This window comes from Micromonospora sp. CA-248212 (genome assembly GCF_050948405.1).
In the GTDB taxonomy this organism is placed as follows: domain Bacteria; phylum Actinomycetota; class Actinomycetes; order Mycobacteriales; family Micromonosporaceae; genus Micromonospora.
Map to the genome: position 1 here is coordinate 3,287,839 of NZ_CP192023.1, position 12,765 is coordinate 3,300,603.

At 71.6% G+C, this 12,765-nt stretch carries 13 protein-coding genes; 8 read left to right on the plus strand and 5 right to left on the minus strand.

Going from position 1 to position 12,765, the window contains the following annotated elements; translation table 11 throughout:
* Positions 1–14: 14 nt before the first annotated feature.
* The gene (locus ACQP03_RS15780; RefSeq protein WP_357175455.1) at positions 15–1,343 is read left to right on the plus strand and encodes a M20/M25/M40 family metallo-hydrolase; all 1,329 of its coding nucleotides are present in this window, start codon (positions 15–17) and stop codon (positions 1,341–1,343) included.
* 42 nt (positions 1,344–1,385) lie between these two features.
* The gene (locus ACQP03_RS15785; protein ID WP_357122124.1) at positions 1,386–2,048 is read left to right on the plus strand and encodes a hypothetical protein; all 663 of its coding nucleotides are present in this window, start codon (positions 1,386–1,388) and stop codon (positions 2,046–2,048) included.
* Positions 2,049–2,132: 84 nt separating this feature from the next.
* Here the strand turns inward: ACQP03_RS15785 and ACQP03_RS15790 are convergent, their stop codons facing one another.
* Positions 2,133–2,324 (minus strand): DUF5703 family protein, encoded by a 192-nt coding sequence (locus ACQP03_RS15790; RefSeq protein WP_039906151.1) that lies wholly within the window; start codon positions 2,322–2,324, stop codon positions 2,133–2,135.
* Positions 2,325–2,424: 100 nt separating this feature from the next.
* Entirely contained in the window at positions 2,425–3,396 is a 972-nt protein-coding gene (locus tag ACQP03_RS15795; RefSeq protein WP_357122127.1) for an aldo/keto reductase, read from the minus strand.
* 187 nt (positions 3,397–3,583) lie between these two features.
* Here ACQP03_RS15795 and ACQP03_RS15800 point away from each other — a divergent pair, with 187 nt between their 5' ends.
* Entirely contained in the window at positions 3,584–4,636 is a 1,053-nt protein-coding gene (locus tag ACQP03_RS15800; RefSeq protein WP_355052458.1) for an LLM class F420-dependent oxidoreductase, read from the plus strand.
* Positions 4,633–5,469, plus strand: coding sequence for an undecaprenyl-diphosphate phosphatase (locus tag ACQP03_RS15805; protein ID WP_357122133.1), 837 nt, complete (start codon positions 4,633–4,635; stop codon positions 5,467–5,469). Before ACQP03_RS15800 ends, ACQP03_RS15805 begins: the two co-directional genes overlap by 4 nt.
* 64 nt (positions 5,470–5,533) lie before the next feature.
* Here ACQP03_RS15805 and ACQP03_RS15810 read toward each other — a convergent pair whose 3' ends face one another.
* On the minus strand, positions 5,534–6,094 hold the full coding sequence (locus ACQP03_RS15810; RefSeq protein WP_363660356.1) for a hypothetical protein: 561 nt from the start codon (positions 6,092–6,094) through the stop codon (positions 5,534–5,536).
* A 635-nt stretch (positions 6,095–6,729) separates the two neighbouring features.
* Between ACQP03_RS15810 and ACQP03_RS15815 the strand changes: the two genes are divergently transcribed.
* The 4 genes from ACQP03_RS15815 (at position 6,730) to mshC (ending at position 10,246) form a co-directional block, all read left to right on the plus strand.
* Positions 6,730–7,434, plus strand: a complete 705-nt coding sequence (locus ACQP03_RS15815) for an MSMEG_4193 family putative phosphomutase (protein ID WP_357398361.1) — start codon at positions 6,730–6,732, stop codon at positions 7,432–7,434.
* Positions 7,435–7,546: 112 nt separating this feature from the next.
* Positions 7,547–8,125: a DUF3090 domain-containing protein gene (locus ACQP03_RS15820; protein ID WP_355052975.1), complete on the plus strand. Its 579-nt coding sequence runs from the start codon at positions 7,547–7,549 to the stop codon at positions 8,123–8,125.
* Positions 8,122–8,940, plus strand: a complete 819-nt coding sequence (locus tag ACQP03_RS15825; protein ID WP_357119371.1) for an SCO1664 family protein — start codon at positions 8,122–8,124, stop codon at positions 8,938–8,940. The genes ACQP03_RS15820 and ACQP03_RS15825 overlap by 4 nt, the downstream gene beginning before the upstream one ends.
* Positions 8,941–9,007: 67 nt before the next feature.
* Positions 9,008–10,246, plus strand: a complete 1,239-nt coding sequence (gene mshC, locus ACQP03_RS15830) for a cysteine--1-D-myo-inosityl 2-amino-2-deoxy-alpha-D-glucopyranoside ligase (protein ID WP_357119368.1) — start codon at positions 9,008–9,010, stop codon at positions 10,244–10,246.
* A gap of 117 nt (positions 10,247–10,363) precedes the next feature.
* On the opposite strand, the gene ACQP03_RS15835 is transcribed toward mshC, so the two are convergent.
* Together ACQP03_RS15835 and ACQP03_RS15840 are read right to left on the minus strand one after the other, a co-directional pair.
* Positions 10,364–11,389 carry an alpha/beta hydrolase family protein gene (locus tag ACQP03_RS15835; protein ID WP_433461054.1) on the minus strand — a complete coding sequence of 342 codons (1,026 nt, stop codon included), beginning with the start codon at positions 11,387–11,389 and terminating at the stop codon, positions 10,364–10,366.
* Positions 11,390–11,862: 473 nt separating this feature from the next.
* Positions 11,863–12,654: a GntR family transcriptional regulator gene (locus ACQP03_RS15840; RefSeq protein WP_357119362.1), complete on the minus strand. Its 792-nt coding sequence runs from the start codon at positions 12,652–12,654 to the stop codon at positions 11,863–11,865.
* Positions 12,655–12,765 lie beyond the last annotated feature (111 nt).

Sequence of the window (12,765 nt, forward strand, 5' to 3'; positions counted from 1 at the left end):
GGTATGAAGGGGCGATGACGAGCGACGCCGCCTCCGCCCGACCGGACCCCACCGCGGAGGTCGTGGACCTCTGCCGCGACCTGCTGCGCATCGACACCACGAACACCGGTGACAACGACACCAGCGTCGGCGAACGCCGCGCGGCCGAGTACGTGGCGGAGAAGCTCGCCGAGGTGGGCATCGAATCGGTCCTGCACGAGTCCGCGCCAGGCCGGGCGAACGTGGTGGCCCGCATCCCCGGCGCCGACCCGAGCCGGGAGGCCCTGCTGGTGCACGGCCACCTGGACGTGGTGCCCGCCGACGCCGACGAGTGGTCGGTGCACCCGTTCTCCGGCGAGCAGCGCGACGGCTACCTGTGGGGTCGCGGCGCCATCGACATGAAGGACTTCGACGCGATGGTGCTCGCCGTGGTGCGGCACTGGCAGCGCACCGGCGTCCGGCCCCCGCGCGACATCGTCCTCGCGTACACCGCCGACGAGGAGGCGGGCAGCGACTACGGCGCGCGCTTCCTGGTCGAGAACCACCGCGACCTCTTCGACGGCTGCACCGAGGCGATCGGCGAGGTCGGCGGGTTCTCCTACTCGGTCAACGACAGCCAGCGCCTCTACCTCATCGAGACCGCCGAGAAGGGCATCGACTGGCTGCGGCTGCACGCCAAGGGTCGACCCGGGCACGGGTCGATGGTGCACGACGACAACGCGGTCACCGCCCTCGCCGAGGCGGTGGCCCGCATCGGCGGGCACCGCTTCCCGGTGGTGGTGACCGACACCGTACGGGCGTTCCTGACCGAGGTCTCCGACCTGCTCGGCATCGAGCTGGACCCGGAGGACCCGGAGGTCGCCATCGCCAAGCTCGGCCCGATCGCCAACATCATCGGCGCGACGATCCGCAACACCGCCAACCCGACCCGGTTGAGCGCCGGCTACAAGGACAACGTCATCCCGGGCCGCGCCACCGCCACCATCGACTGCCGCAGCCTCCCCGGCCAGTCCGAGCTGCTCGAGCGGCAGTTGCGCGAGCTGGTCGGCCCGGACATCGACATCGAGTACATCCAGCGGCAGCCCGCGTTGGAGACCACCTTCGACGGCGACCTCGTCGAGGCGATGTCGGCGGCGCTGCGCGCCGAGGACCCGGGGGCGCGGCCGGTGCCGTACATGCTCTCCGGCGGCACCGACGCGAAGGCGTTCTCGACGCTCGGCATCCGCTGCTTCGGGTTCGCGCCGCTGCGGCTGCCCGCCGACCTGAACTTCTCCGCGTTGTTCCACGGCATCGACGAGCGCGTTCCGGTCGACGGACTACAGTTCGGCGTGCGGGTTCTCGACCGGTTCCTCCGCACCTGCTAGCAGTGTCCGCGTTACCTCCCCATCGTGAAGGGACTGCCCCACATGACCGACCAGCACGGTGAGCTGGACGCCGCACTCGAGCGGGTGATCGAAGCGGCCCGCCACCACCTGGCCGCCGTACGCGCCGCGCAGGGCCGCGTCGACGACGACGACGTCTGGCAGGCGTACGTGGCGTTGAACAACGCCTCCTTCGCCTACGACGAGCAGCTCCTCGACGCCTTCGGTGAGGTCACGCCGTGGGACGTTGACTCGATCGACCCGGACGAGGCCGACGAGCGCTTCGGCGGCGACGGTGTCGAGGCCAGCGACCCGCACCCCCGCGTGATCTCGGTGCGCCAACGCCGCGACTACCGGGTGCCGAGCATCTCCGCGCTGCTGCGGGCGGCCGAGGCGGCCCGCCGCGAGGGCACCCCCGAGGACGACGAGCCGGCGCCGGTGGAGGGCGTCGGTGAGGCGGTGCTGGAGCTGCTGCAGAGCGGCGACGGCTCGCTCGGCGCACTCGACGTCCCGGAGCTGGAACCGCTCGACGGGGTGGTGATGGTCAGCGAGGTGGGCACCCCGGTCGACCTGGAGTCGTTCGACGACGACGACGCGGTCGGCCCGTTCCAGCCGGCCGCCGACGACCGGCTCGTCGGTCGTCTCGACGAGCACCCGTTCCTGGAACTCGACGACGACGACCACGACCACGCCGGGCACCAGCACTAGTTTGTGGCGGGCCGTACGACGCCCGGGGCCCGACCGTACGCGGTTCGGGTCCCGGGCGTTTCGTCGCGGTGCCCCGGCCCGGTGTCAGTACGACAGGCCCGGCTGCGGCTGGTTGACCCGCCGACGGCGCAACATGACCTGCCGCGTGCCGTCCCGGAACAGCCGTACCCGGGCCAGCTCCCATCCGGAGAACTCCGCCTGGATCGCCAACTGCGCCGCTGCGGTCAACCGGTCGACGTTCGGCGGCAGCCGCAGCGGCGCGTACTCGTAGTCCATGCCACCCATGCTGCCCAGCCCGGCGGCAGTCCGCCACCCCCTGGAGGGTGACCGACGCCGCTGCGGTGCCTGGTTCGTGCCGTCCTCGGGCCGTCTCGGGTCACCCGTCGCGTTCGGGGTAGCCGACCGGCACCCCGGAGACGTCCTCCAACGCGGTGGTGATCTCCTCGGGCAGCGTGATGCGCTCGACCTGCAACGCGCCGAGCAGTTGCCCGACCGTCCGGGCGCCCAGGATCGGCGCGGTCACCCCGGGCCGGTCCCGGATCCAGGCCAGCGCCACCTCCAGCGGCGAGACCCCCAGCCCGCCGGCCGCGGTCGCCACCGCCTCCACGATGCTGGAGCAGCGCGGCTCCAGGTAGGTGGAGACGAACCGCTCGAAGTGCGGGGAGGCGGCCCGGGAGTCCGCCGGACGCCCATGCCGGTACTTGCCGGTGAGTACCCCCCGACCCAGCGGCGACCAGGGCAGCACGCCGAGGCCCAGCGCGTCAGCGGCCGGCAGGACCTCCCGTTCCACCCCCCGCTCCAGCAGCGAGTACTCCACCTGGGTGGCGACCACCGGCGCCCGGCCCGGCCAGGCCGTCTGCCAGGCGGCGGCCCGCGCGGTCTGCCAGCCGGAGAAGTTCGACACCCCCACGTAACGGACCTTTCCGCTGGCCACCGCGTGGTCCAGCGCCGCGAGCGTCTCCTCCAGGGGGGTGTCCGGGTCGTATCCGTGCACCTGGAACAGGTCGACGTGGTCGGTGCCGAGCCGACGCAGCGACGCCTCCAGGGTGCGCAGCAGGTGACCCCGGGAGCCGTCGCGCCGCCGGGCGCTGCCCGGACGCAACCCCGCCTTCGTGGCGATCAGCAGCTCTTCGCGCGGGACGAGGGTGCCCAGCAGCGACCCGATCACCGACTCGGCGTCGCCGTCGCCGTACACGTCGGCGGTGTCGATCAGGTTGCCGCCCGCGTCCAGGAAACTCTTGAGCTGGGCGGCCGCATCGTCGGCGTCGGTGTCCCGGCCCCAGGTCATGGTGCCGAGCGCGAGCCGCGAAACCGCCAGCCCGCTTCGGCCGAGCGGTCGCTGTTGCATGGGTGAACCTTATTTCGAACCCGCCGCCACGGATATCCTCGCTCCCGTCATCTCTGCCGGTTCTGCCGGTTCCGCCTCCGGAAGGCACCGCGACGGACGGGGGATCATTGGCGGTGAGCCGGTGATCGGGTCCGTTTTCGGCATTGCGTAACCTGATGCGACCTGTGCCACGGATGGGGGAGGACCAGTGCGACTCGGGCTCAGCCTCGGATACCAGACAGCGTGGAGTACGCCGGCCGACCACCTGGCGCTGGCCCAGGAGGCGGACCGCCTCGGCTACTCGGTGGTGTGGGCGGCGGAGGCGTACGGCTCCGACTCGCCCAGCATGCTCGCCTGGATGGCCGGCCAGACGCAACGGATCGACGTGGGCTCGGCGGTGATGCAGATCCCCGCCCGTACACCGGCCGCCACCGCGATGACGGCCGCCACCATCGACGCCCTGTCCGGCGGCCGGTTCCGGCTCGGCCTCGGCGTCTCCGGCCCGCAGGTCTCCGAGGGCTGGCACGGGGTGCGGTTCGCCAAGCCCCTGGGCCGTACCCGCGAGTTCGTCGACATCGTCAAGCTGGCCATCGCCCGCAAGGAGGTGGCGTACGACGGTGAGCACTACACGCTGCCGCTGCCCGACGGCCCCGGCAAGGCGCTGCGGCTGAGCTTCCACCCGCCCCGCGAGCACATCCCGATCTACCTGGCCGCGGTCGGTCCGAAGAACCTGGAGCTGGCCGGCGAGATCGCCGACGGCTGGCTCGCCGTGTTCTACGCCCCGGAGTTCGCCGACGAGCACCTCGCCGCCGTCTCCGCCGGCCGGGCCAAGGCCGGCAAGGAACTGGCCGGTTTCGACGTGGTGCCGTCCGTGCCGGTCGTCGTCGGCGACGACGTCGCCTCCTGCGCCGAGCTGGTCCGCTGGTACGCCGCGCTCTACGTCGGCGGGATGGGCAGCCGGCAGCAGAACTTCTACAACCAGCTCGCCACCCGGATGGGTTACGGCGACGCCGCCCGCGAGGTCCAGGACCTCTACCTGGCCAAGCGCCAGCGCGACGCCGCCGCCGCCGTACCCATGGAGTTCATCGACCGTACGTCGCTGCTCGGCCCGAAGGAGCGCATCGCCGAGAGGATGCGCGAGTACGCCGCCTCCGGTGTCACCACGCTGTCGGTGACCCTGTTCGTGGCCGACCGGGACAGCGGTGTGCAGACCCTGCGGACCGTCGCCGAGGCTCTCGAGCTCTCGGGAGTCGGCGAGTGACCTGGGTTGAGGCCATCGTCCTGGGCATCGTCCAGGGGCTGACCGAGTTCCTGCCGGTCAGCTCGTCGGGGCATCTGCGGATCACCTCGGCGATCTTCTTCGACCGCGACGCGGGCGCGTCGTTCACCGCGGTCACCCAGCTCGGCACCGAGGCTGCCGTGCTGATCTACTTCGCGAAGGACATCTGGCGGATCACCCGTACCTGGCTGGTCGGGCTCAGGGACAAATCCGTGCGTTCGAGCCTCGACTACCGGATGGGCTGGTACGTGATCGTCGGCTCGATCCCCATCGGGCTGTTCGGGTTCCTCTTCAAGGACCAGATCAAGACGGCCGGGCGCAACCTCTGGGTGGTGTCGACCACGCTGATCGTGTTCGCGTTCGTGCTGGCCTTCGCCGAGTACTGGGGTCGGCAGACGCGCACGCTGGAGAACTTCCGGATGAAGGACGGCGTCGTGATGGGCTTCGCCCAGGCGATGGCGCTGGTCCCCGGCGTGTCCCGCTCCGGGGGGACGCTCACCGCCGGCCTGCTGCTCAACCTGACCCGGGAGGCGGCGGCGCGCTACTCGTTCCTGCTGGCCATCCCGGCGGTGGTGATGTCCGGGGTGTTCAGCCTTGGGGACGTTTTCGAACCGTCCGCCCCGGGAACGTCCGTGCCCACGGTGGCCCAGACGATCGTGGCCACCCTCATCGCCTTCGGCATCGGGTACGCGGCGATCGCCTGGCTGCTGCGCTACGTCGCCCACCACACCCTGTACGTCTTCGTCCTGTACCGGGTCGCGCTGGGCACCCTGGTCCTCGCTCTCCTGCTCACCGGCACGATCAGCGCCACCTGACCGCACGCACCGAAGAACCGGCGATGGCCGGCACCCGTTGTCGGGTGCCGGCCATCTGTGTGTGTTAGCTGTTCCAGTTGTGGGCGACCAGGTCGGTGGCCTGCTGCTCCCACTGCGCGTAGGCGTCGGGGTAGGCGGAGACCTGTACGGTCTGCGCGGCGTCGGTCAGCGGCATGTCCTGCCAGCCGTCAACCTGACGCAGGCCCTTGAGGAACGCCGTCGTCGAGTACTCCGGGTCGGTGATCTGCTCCGGCGTGCCCCAACCGCTCGACGGGCGCTGCTGGAACAGGCCGAGGGAGTCGTGGTCGTTCATGTCGCCGAGGTGACCCAGGTTCTCCAGCTTGGACTCCTGCAGGCTGGTGGCGATGGAGATGACCGCGGCCCGTTCGGGCAGGCCGGCCTTCTTGGTGGCGGCGATGATGGCCTTGGCGTTGGCGGTCTGCTCGCCGTTGAGGTCGATGTGGGACTGGTCGCCCTGCGGCTTGGGTGCGGTGGTCTGCACCGCGGCGGCGGCGGGCTTGGCGTCGACCGGGTTGGCGTGGGCGGCGATGGGGCCGGCGAAGACGCCACCGGCGAACGCGAGACCAGCGATGGACAGCATGCTCTTGCGGAAGATCGTGTTCATGGGGGTTGCTCCTTCGGGGGTAGGAAACACCCACCTGTCACCGTTCGGGGGATCGGTGACGGGGGTGTCAGCACCTCGTCCGGGCGCTCAAAGTCTGGGGGGCGGCCTGCGAGCGGGGGGCTCGTGGCGGCCGGTCCGGGTGTAACGACCCGGGGGCGGGGTCATTCCCGGAGGGCTGACGATCCGCGGTGAGCGGGGCTCGTCGTGCCGGGACCGGGTGTGACGACCTGCGGTCCGGGGTCATTCCCGGGGGCTGACGATCCGAGGGGATCGGGGCTCGCTCGTGCCGGGACCGGGTGTAACGACCCGCGGTCCGGGGCCATTCCCGGGGGCTTGGCTCCCCCGGGGCGGGGGGCTCGGCCGTGGTCCTGCGATCGTCGGAGGGTGTAACGACCCCCGGCCCGCCACGATTCCGGCCCACGGGTGCAGCGGGTCACCACAGTGGCCCCACAACCGGACACACCGCCCGCGTGCGGCGATACGACCGGGTGATCGACTCCGGATCGGCGAACTCGGGGCATCCCGGACCGGTCGATGCCCCCATATCGGCGAACTCGTGTCGATCACGGCGATCGGGGCGGCGTGGCCGGAGCCCGTGGCACTCGGGAGGTACCGGGGAGGCCTAGGGTGATCGTGTGGCGACCCTTCTGCTTCTGCGACACGGCCGTACCACCGCGAACGCCGACGGCGGCCTGGCCGGCCGACAGCCGGTCGAGCTGGACGACACCGGGCGCGCCCAGGCCACCGCGGTCGGCGAACGGTTGCGGGCAGTGCCGTTGGCGGCGGTCGTCACCAGTCCGCTGATTCGCTGCCGGCAGACCCTGGAACTGGCGTTGCCCCAGGCCACTCCGGTTGTCGAGGAGGGCCTGATCGAGTGCGACTACGGCAGCTGGGAGGGGCAGCCGCTGAAGAAGCTCGCCAAGGAGCCGCTCTGGCCGGTGGTTCAGCAGCACCCCAGCGCGGCGGTCTTCCCGCAGGGCGAGGCGATGGCGGCGATGGCGGCCCGCGCGGTGGCCGCCGTCCGCGACTGGGACGCCCGGGTGAACGCCGAGCACGGGCCCGAGGCAATCTGGCTGGCGTGCAGCCACGGCGATGTGATCAAGGCCATCGTGGCGGATGCTCTCGGCGTACACCTGGATGCCTTTCAGCGGATCGTGGCCGACCCGGCGTCGGTGACCGCGATCCGCTTCACGCCGCTGCGGCCCTTCCTGGTTCGGCTCAACGACGCCGGCGGTGACCTCGCCGCGCTGGTCCCGCCGCCGCGCAAGCGGCGTCGGCGGACCACGCGGGCGGCCGACTCGGACGCCGCCGTCGGCGGCGGAGCGGGCGCGGCCAGGTGAGAAACACCGCCACGCCCGGGTGTAGCACCCGATACACCGGGCGCGTTGCCCCTGCGGCGATTCGGGTCGGTGGGGTGCGCGATGCCATGGTGGGCCGGATAGGGTCGTGGGTATGACCCACCAGGTGCACGCCTTCGAACCGCCGGAGCGGTTCGTCGCCGGGACCGTCGGGCCGCCGGGGGAGCGCACGTTCTTCCTGCAGGCCCGCGGCGGCGGCAGGCTGGTCAGCGTCGCGCTGGAAAAGGTCCAGGTGTCCCTGCTGGCCGAGAAGCTGGAGGAGCTGCTGACCGAGGCGCAGCGCCGCTTCGGGGTGGAGTTGCCCGAGCTGGCGCCGGTGACCGGCGACAACGAGCCGTTGGACACCCCGGTCGACGAGGAGTTCCGGGTCGGGACGCTCGGGCTGGCCTTCGACGTCGACACCGCGACCGTGGTGATCGAGGCGATCGCCGCCGGCGAGGTCGAGCCCGAGGTCGAGCTGGGCGACGAGGACGACGAAGAGGACGACGAGGACGAGGAGCCGGACGAGGACCTGGACCGGCTGCGCGTGCGGCTCACACCGCAGGCCACCCGCCAGTTCATCGAGCGGGCCCGGCGTGTGGTCAACGCGGGCCGGCCGCCGTGCCCGCTGTGCGGCCAGCCGTTGGACCCCGCCGGGCACCTGTGCCCGCGGCACAACGGTTACCACCGGTGACCTTGTCCGGCCTCCAACCTCTGCGCGACGGTGACGCCGCGCTGCGGCTGCTCCGCGACGGCACCCTCGACCTGGAGGGTCGGCTGGTCGACGCGTCGAACACCACCCTGCGGGGCATCCTGACCCTCGACGGCGTCACGGCCCGCTGCGTCTACAAGCCGGTACGCGGCGAGCGCCCGCTGTGGGACTTCCCGGACGGCACCCTCGCCGGCCGGGAGGTGTCGGCGTACCTGGTGTCCCACGCCACCGGCTGGGCCCTGGTGCCGCCGACCGTGCTGCGGGACGGTCCGTTCGGCCCCGGTTCCTGCCAACTCTGGATCGACGAGCCGGAGGACGCGGAGCCGTTGGTCGGGTTCGTGCCGGCCGAGGAGGTGCCGCCGCGCTGGTTTCCGATCGCGGCGGCCCGGGACGACGACGGTGCCGCGTACGCCCTCGCGCACGCCGACGATCCACGCCTGGCCCGCCTCGCCGTACTCGACGCGGTCATCAACAACGCGGACCGCAAGGGCGGGCACGTGCTCGTCGGCGCCGACGACCGCATCTACGGCGTGGATCACGGGGTGAGTTTCCACGTCGAGGACAAGCTCCGTACGGTGCTCTGGGGTTGGGCCGGCAAGCAGGTTCCGCCGGACGCCATGGAGATGCTCGACGGGCTCGCCGCGCAGGTCGCCGGGCCGCTCGGCGAGGAGCTGGCCGACCACCTGACGATCAGCGAGATCGCCGAGTTGGCCGCCCGCGTCGAGAAGTTGCGCGAGACCGGCCGCTTCCCGCAGCCGCCGGAGGACTGGCCGGCGATACCCTGGCCACCCATGTGACCCCGCTGTCATCTTGATCACCCGCTGGGCGTCCCGGTGTCGCCTGAGGGCTGGTTAGGCTGAGGCCATGGAGTCTTGGGCGGGACACGAGGTGCCACGGCTGCCGGGTCGGGGCGAGCCGTTGGCGTTGTACGACTCGGCGCGGCAGGGTGTCCACCCGAGCGACCCGGCCGACGCGGCGAGCATGTACGTCTGCGGCATCACCCCGTACGACGCCACCCACCTCGGTCACGCCGCCACCATGATCACGTTCGATCTGGTGCAGCGGATGTGGCGCGACGCCGGCCGTCCCGTGCGGTACGTGCAGAACGTCACCGACATCGACGACCCCCTGCTGGAGCGGGCCGCCCGCGACGGCGAGGACTGGGTGGTCCTGGCGATGCGGGAGACGGCCCTGTTCCGCGAGGACATGGAGGCGCTGCGGATCATCCCGCCGGAGCGTTACGTGGGCGCGGTCGAGTCGATCCCGGACATCGCCGACAAGGTCGAGGTGCTGGTCAAGGACGGTGCCGCGTACCGGCTCGACGACGGCACCGGCGACGTCTACTTCGACATCTCCGCCACCGGCCGGTTCGGCTACGAGTCGAACCTGACCCGTGAACAGATGCTGGAGATCTTCCCCGAACGCGGCGGCGACCCCGACCGGGCCGGCAAGCGCGATCCCCTCGACCCGCTGCTGTGGCGGGGGGCGCGCGAGGGTGAGCCGTCCTGGCCGGGCGGGGAGCTGGGCCCGGGCCGGCCCGGCTGGCACATCGAGTGCGCGGTCATCGCGCTGAACCTGCTCGGCGACCGCATCGACGTGCAGGGCGGCGGCAACGACCTGCTCTTCCCGCATCACGAGGCGTCCGCCGCGCACGCCGAACGGCTCACCGGCCAGGCCCCGTTCGCCGAGCACTACGTGCACGCCGGCATGATCGGCCTGGACGGCGAGAAGATGTCCAAGTCCCGCGGCAACCTGGTCTTCGTGTCCCGGCTGCGCGCCGACAAGGTCGACCCGATGGCGATCCGGCTTGCGTTGATCTCCGGCCACTACCGCAGCGACCGCACCTGGACCGACGACCTGCTCACGGCCGCGCAGGAGCGGCTGGACCGCTGGCGGCGGGCCGCCGCCGCGCCCGCCGGGCCGTCCGGGGCCGAGCTGCTGTCCGGGGTACGCGCCAGACTGGCCGACGACCTCGACACCCCCGGCGCTCTGGCCGTCGCCGACCGCTGGGCCGACGCGACCCTGGCGGGCGCCACGGATGACCCGGAAGCCCCGGCCCTCTTCGCGAAAACCGTAGACGCCCTCCTCGGCATCCGCCTCTAACAGTTCGGCCGTTCCCCATCGGGGCTGCCCGTCCTTGATCGACTCGGGTTCCTTGAAACCGCGCTGTCCGGATGCCTGGGATGCCCCGACTTCCAGGAAGCCGAGTCGATCAGACGGTCACGGAAGGTACGCCACCTCGGGGAACGACCGGCTCGGCCCGTTCAGTAGGTGGCCGCTCCGGTGCCGCAGGTGCCTGTCGAAGAACGCCAGCGGGTACGCCTGCCCGATGCGGACCGCGCGGGCAGGGTCGAGCGTGCCGACCCAGGTGGCGAGTTCCTCGTCGCTCATGCCGATGAGCTTTGCCAGTTGCGGCACGAGCCACTGGTTGTCGCCGTAGGACGAGTGGATGGCGCCGGCGGCCTGGACGTCGAGTCGCCATCCGCGTAGGTGCGTGAAGAACTCGGCGACGGCGGGCATCGCGGCCCGGGTGTTCTCCGCGGTCATGAGCATGAACGGCCGGTACAGGTCGGTGGTGGGCAGCGGCTGGGACAGCATCGGGGCGTCCAGGCTCAGCCCCGCCCGGACCCGTCGGTCGGTGCCCAGGGTCAGGGCTGTCGCGGTGCCGCCCTTCGACCAGCCGAACATGCCGATCCGACTCAGGTCGAGGGTGGCGCCCAGCCCGCTCGGTAGTGGCGCGTGGTCGACGTCGGGGTTCCCCCCGGCAGCGAGGTCGGCGATCTGGTCGAGGACGAACCGGACGTCCCGCGTGTAGGTCCACGGAGTGGAATCGAAGTCGTCCTCCGGGATGGTGACTCGGCCGTCGGGGAATTCGCTGAACCCGTCGTACGTGTGGTCCACGGTGACCACCACGTACCCGTGGCTGGCGAGCTCCTGCACCACGATCGTGGTGTCCGAACGGTGGCTGCCGGCGCCATGCGAATACAGCACAACCGGCAACCGCCGGCCCGGGTGCCGCACCGGGGCACCCTCGTGCCCGGCCGTCAACGGTGCCAGCGCGGCGTCGGAGTCGAACCCGGCGGAGGCCAGCAGCACGCGCATCGAGGTGGGGGTCATCCACGGGTAGCGCGGGTAGCGCCTCTCGTCTCGGGCGGGATACCAGACGCTGACCATCAGTTCCCGGTACCGCCCCGGCCCGGCCAGTGGTTCCGGCTGCGACCGGTCGACCAGGTGCAGCGGTACCACCCCCACGCGGTACGGCCCGGTCGGCCTGGGGAGGCGGAGTCGGACCGGGCCTGAACCGGCGGTTGCCGCCGAGGCGCGGCCGGCAATGCCCATCGATGCGCCGGCCCCGACCGCCAGTGCGGCTCCGACAAGGCCACGGCGTGTGATCCCCCGTGCAACAACAGATTTGACGGTTGGCATTGACCCTCCCCTGGGTTGTGAGCCGCCGGAACCAATCCCCGGCCAGCTATATACTCGCAGTATAGATACCGAGTGTATAGATGTATAGGGCGGTGCGTTCGACAGGAAACTCACCGGGAGCGCTCCGGCACCCCGCGATTTCGCAGCTCCCGTCCCGGTGGTGGGTGTCCCGAGCGGGGCAGGGCAGGATCGGGCCGGTCGAGGTGGTCAGGGCCGGACGGAGGCGAGGGAGGCGGTCGGGCCGGGGCGCGGAACGAACGGGCTAAGGCGGGCAGGCCAGGCCGGAGTGCCGGCTAGCCCAGGACCAGGCCGGGGTCCGGGTCGGGCGCTGCGCTGGGGCCGGGGATCTGGTACTCCTCGGTGAGGGTGGTCATCGGGCCGGGCCAGGTGGCCTGGGCGACCTCGATGGGCTTGCGGTGACTGTCGTACGCGATGTGCAGCAGGTGCAGCACCGGTGTGTCGGGCCGGATCTGGAGGGTCTCGGCCTCCTCGCGGCTGGGCTGGCGGGCGCTGATCGTGTCGGTGGCCGACACGTACCGGCGGCCGGTGGCCTCCTCGGCCTCCTGGTAGAGCGGCCGGCCGAACGCCTCGGCCCGCTCCAGCGACGTGCCGTCGGTGTCGCGGGGGAGGAACCAGGAGGCGCCGACCTCGACGGGGGAGTCGTCGGTGCGTACGAGGTGGCGACGGCAGAGCAGGTTGGTGCCGTCGGAGACGCCGAACGCGTCGGCGACCTCGGCGGGCGCGGGAGAGAGGCCGACGGAGACGAGCTGTTGGCGGTATCGGGCGGCCAGGTCGGTGTGGTAGCCGCGGAACCCGCCGTACCGGCCCCGGGAGAGGCGGTTCAGTCGACGCCGGGTGCCCCGGACGTACGTGCCCGAGCCGGGTTTGGTGATCAGGATGCCCTCGACCCGTAGCTGGTCGACGGCGCGTTGCACGGTCTGCTTGGCGACGCCGAACATCTCGGCGATGGCCGGGATGGACGGCAGCCGCTCGCCGGGGCCCCAGTCGCCGCGGCGGACCTGGGCCTTGAGCTGTGCGGCGATCTGCCGGTGGGGGAACTCGGCGGCGCCGGGATTGATCTGCACATCCGCCTCCTTGATCACATCTAGGTTCCTAGGATGCCTTAGAGGGTGTGACGGCGCTACCCCGGACACGCGGAAACGGGCCCTGAAAACGGAAACGGACCCCCGAGCGCG

Excerpts from the sequence above, each read along its gene's own strand:
- ACQP03_RS15795 (WP_357122127.1), bottom strand. The coding sequence starts at position 3,396 with ATGCAACAGCGACCGCTCGGCCGAAGCGGGCTGGCGGTTTCGCGGCTC.
- ACQP03_RS15780 (WP_357175455.1), top strand. The coding sequence starts at position 15 with ATGACGAGCGACGCCGCCTCCGCCCGACCGGACCCCACCGCGGAGGTC.
- ACQP03_RS15785 (WP_357122124.1), top strand. The coding sequence starts at position 1,386 with ATGACCGACCAGCACGGTGAGCTGGACGCCGCACTCGAGCGGGTGATC.
- ACQP03_RS15790 (WP_039906151.1), bottom strand. The coding sequence starts at position 2,324 with ATGGACTACGAGTACGCGCCGCTGCGGCTGCCGCCGAACGTCGACCGG.
- mshC (WP_357119368.1), top strand. The coding sequence starts at position 9,008 with ATGGAGTCTTGGGCGGGACACGAGGTGCCACGGCTGCCGGGTCGGGGC.
- ACQP03_RS15820 (WP_355052975.1), top strand. The coding sequence starts at position 7,547 with ATGACCCACCAGGTGCACGCCTTCGAACCGCCGGAGCGGTTCGTCGCC.
- ACQP03_RS15810 (WP_363660356.1), bottom strand. The coding sequence starts at position 6,094 with ATGAACACGATCTTCCGCAAGAGCATGCTGTCCATCGCTGGTCTCGCG.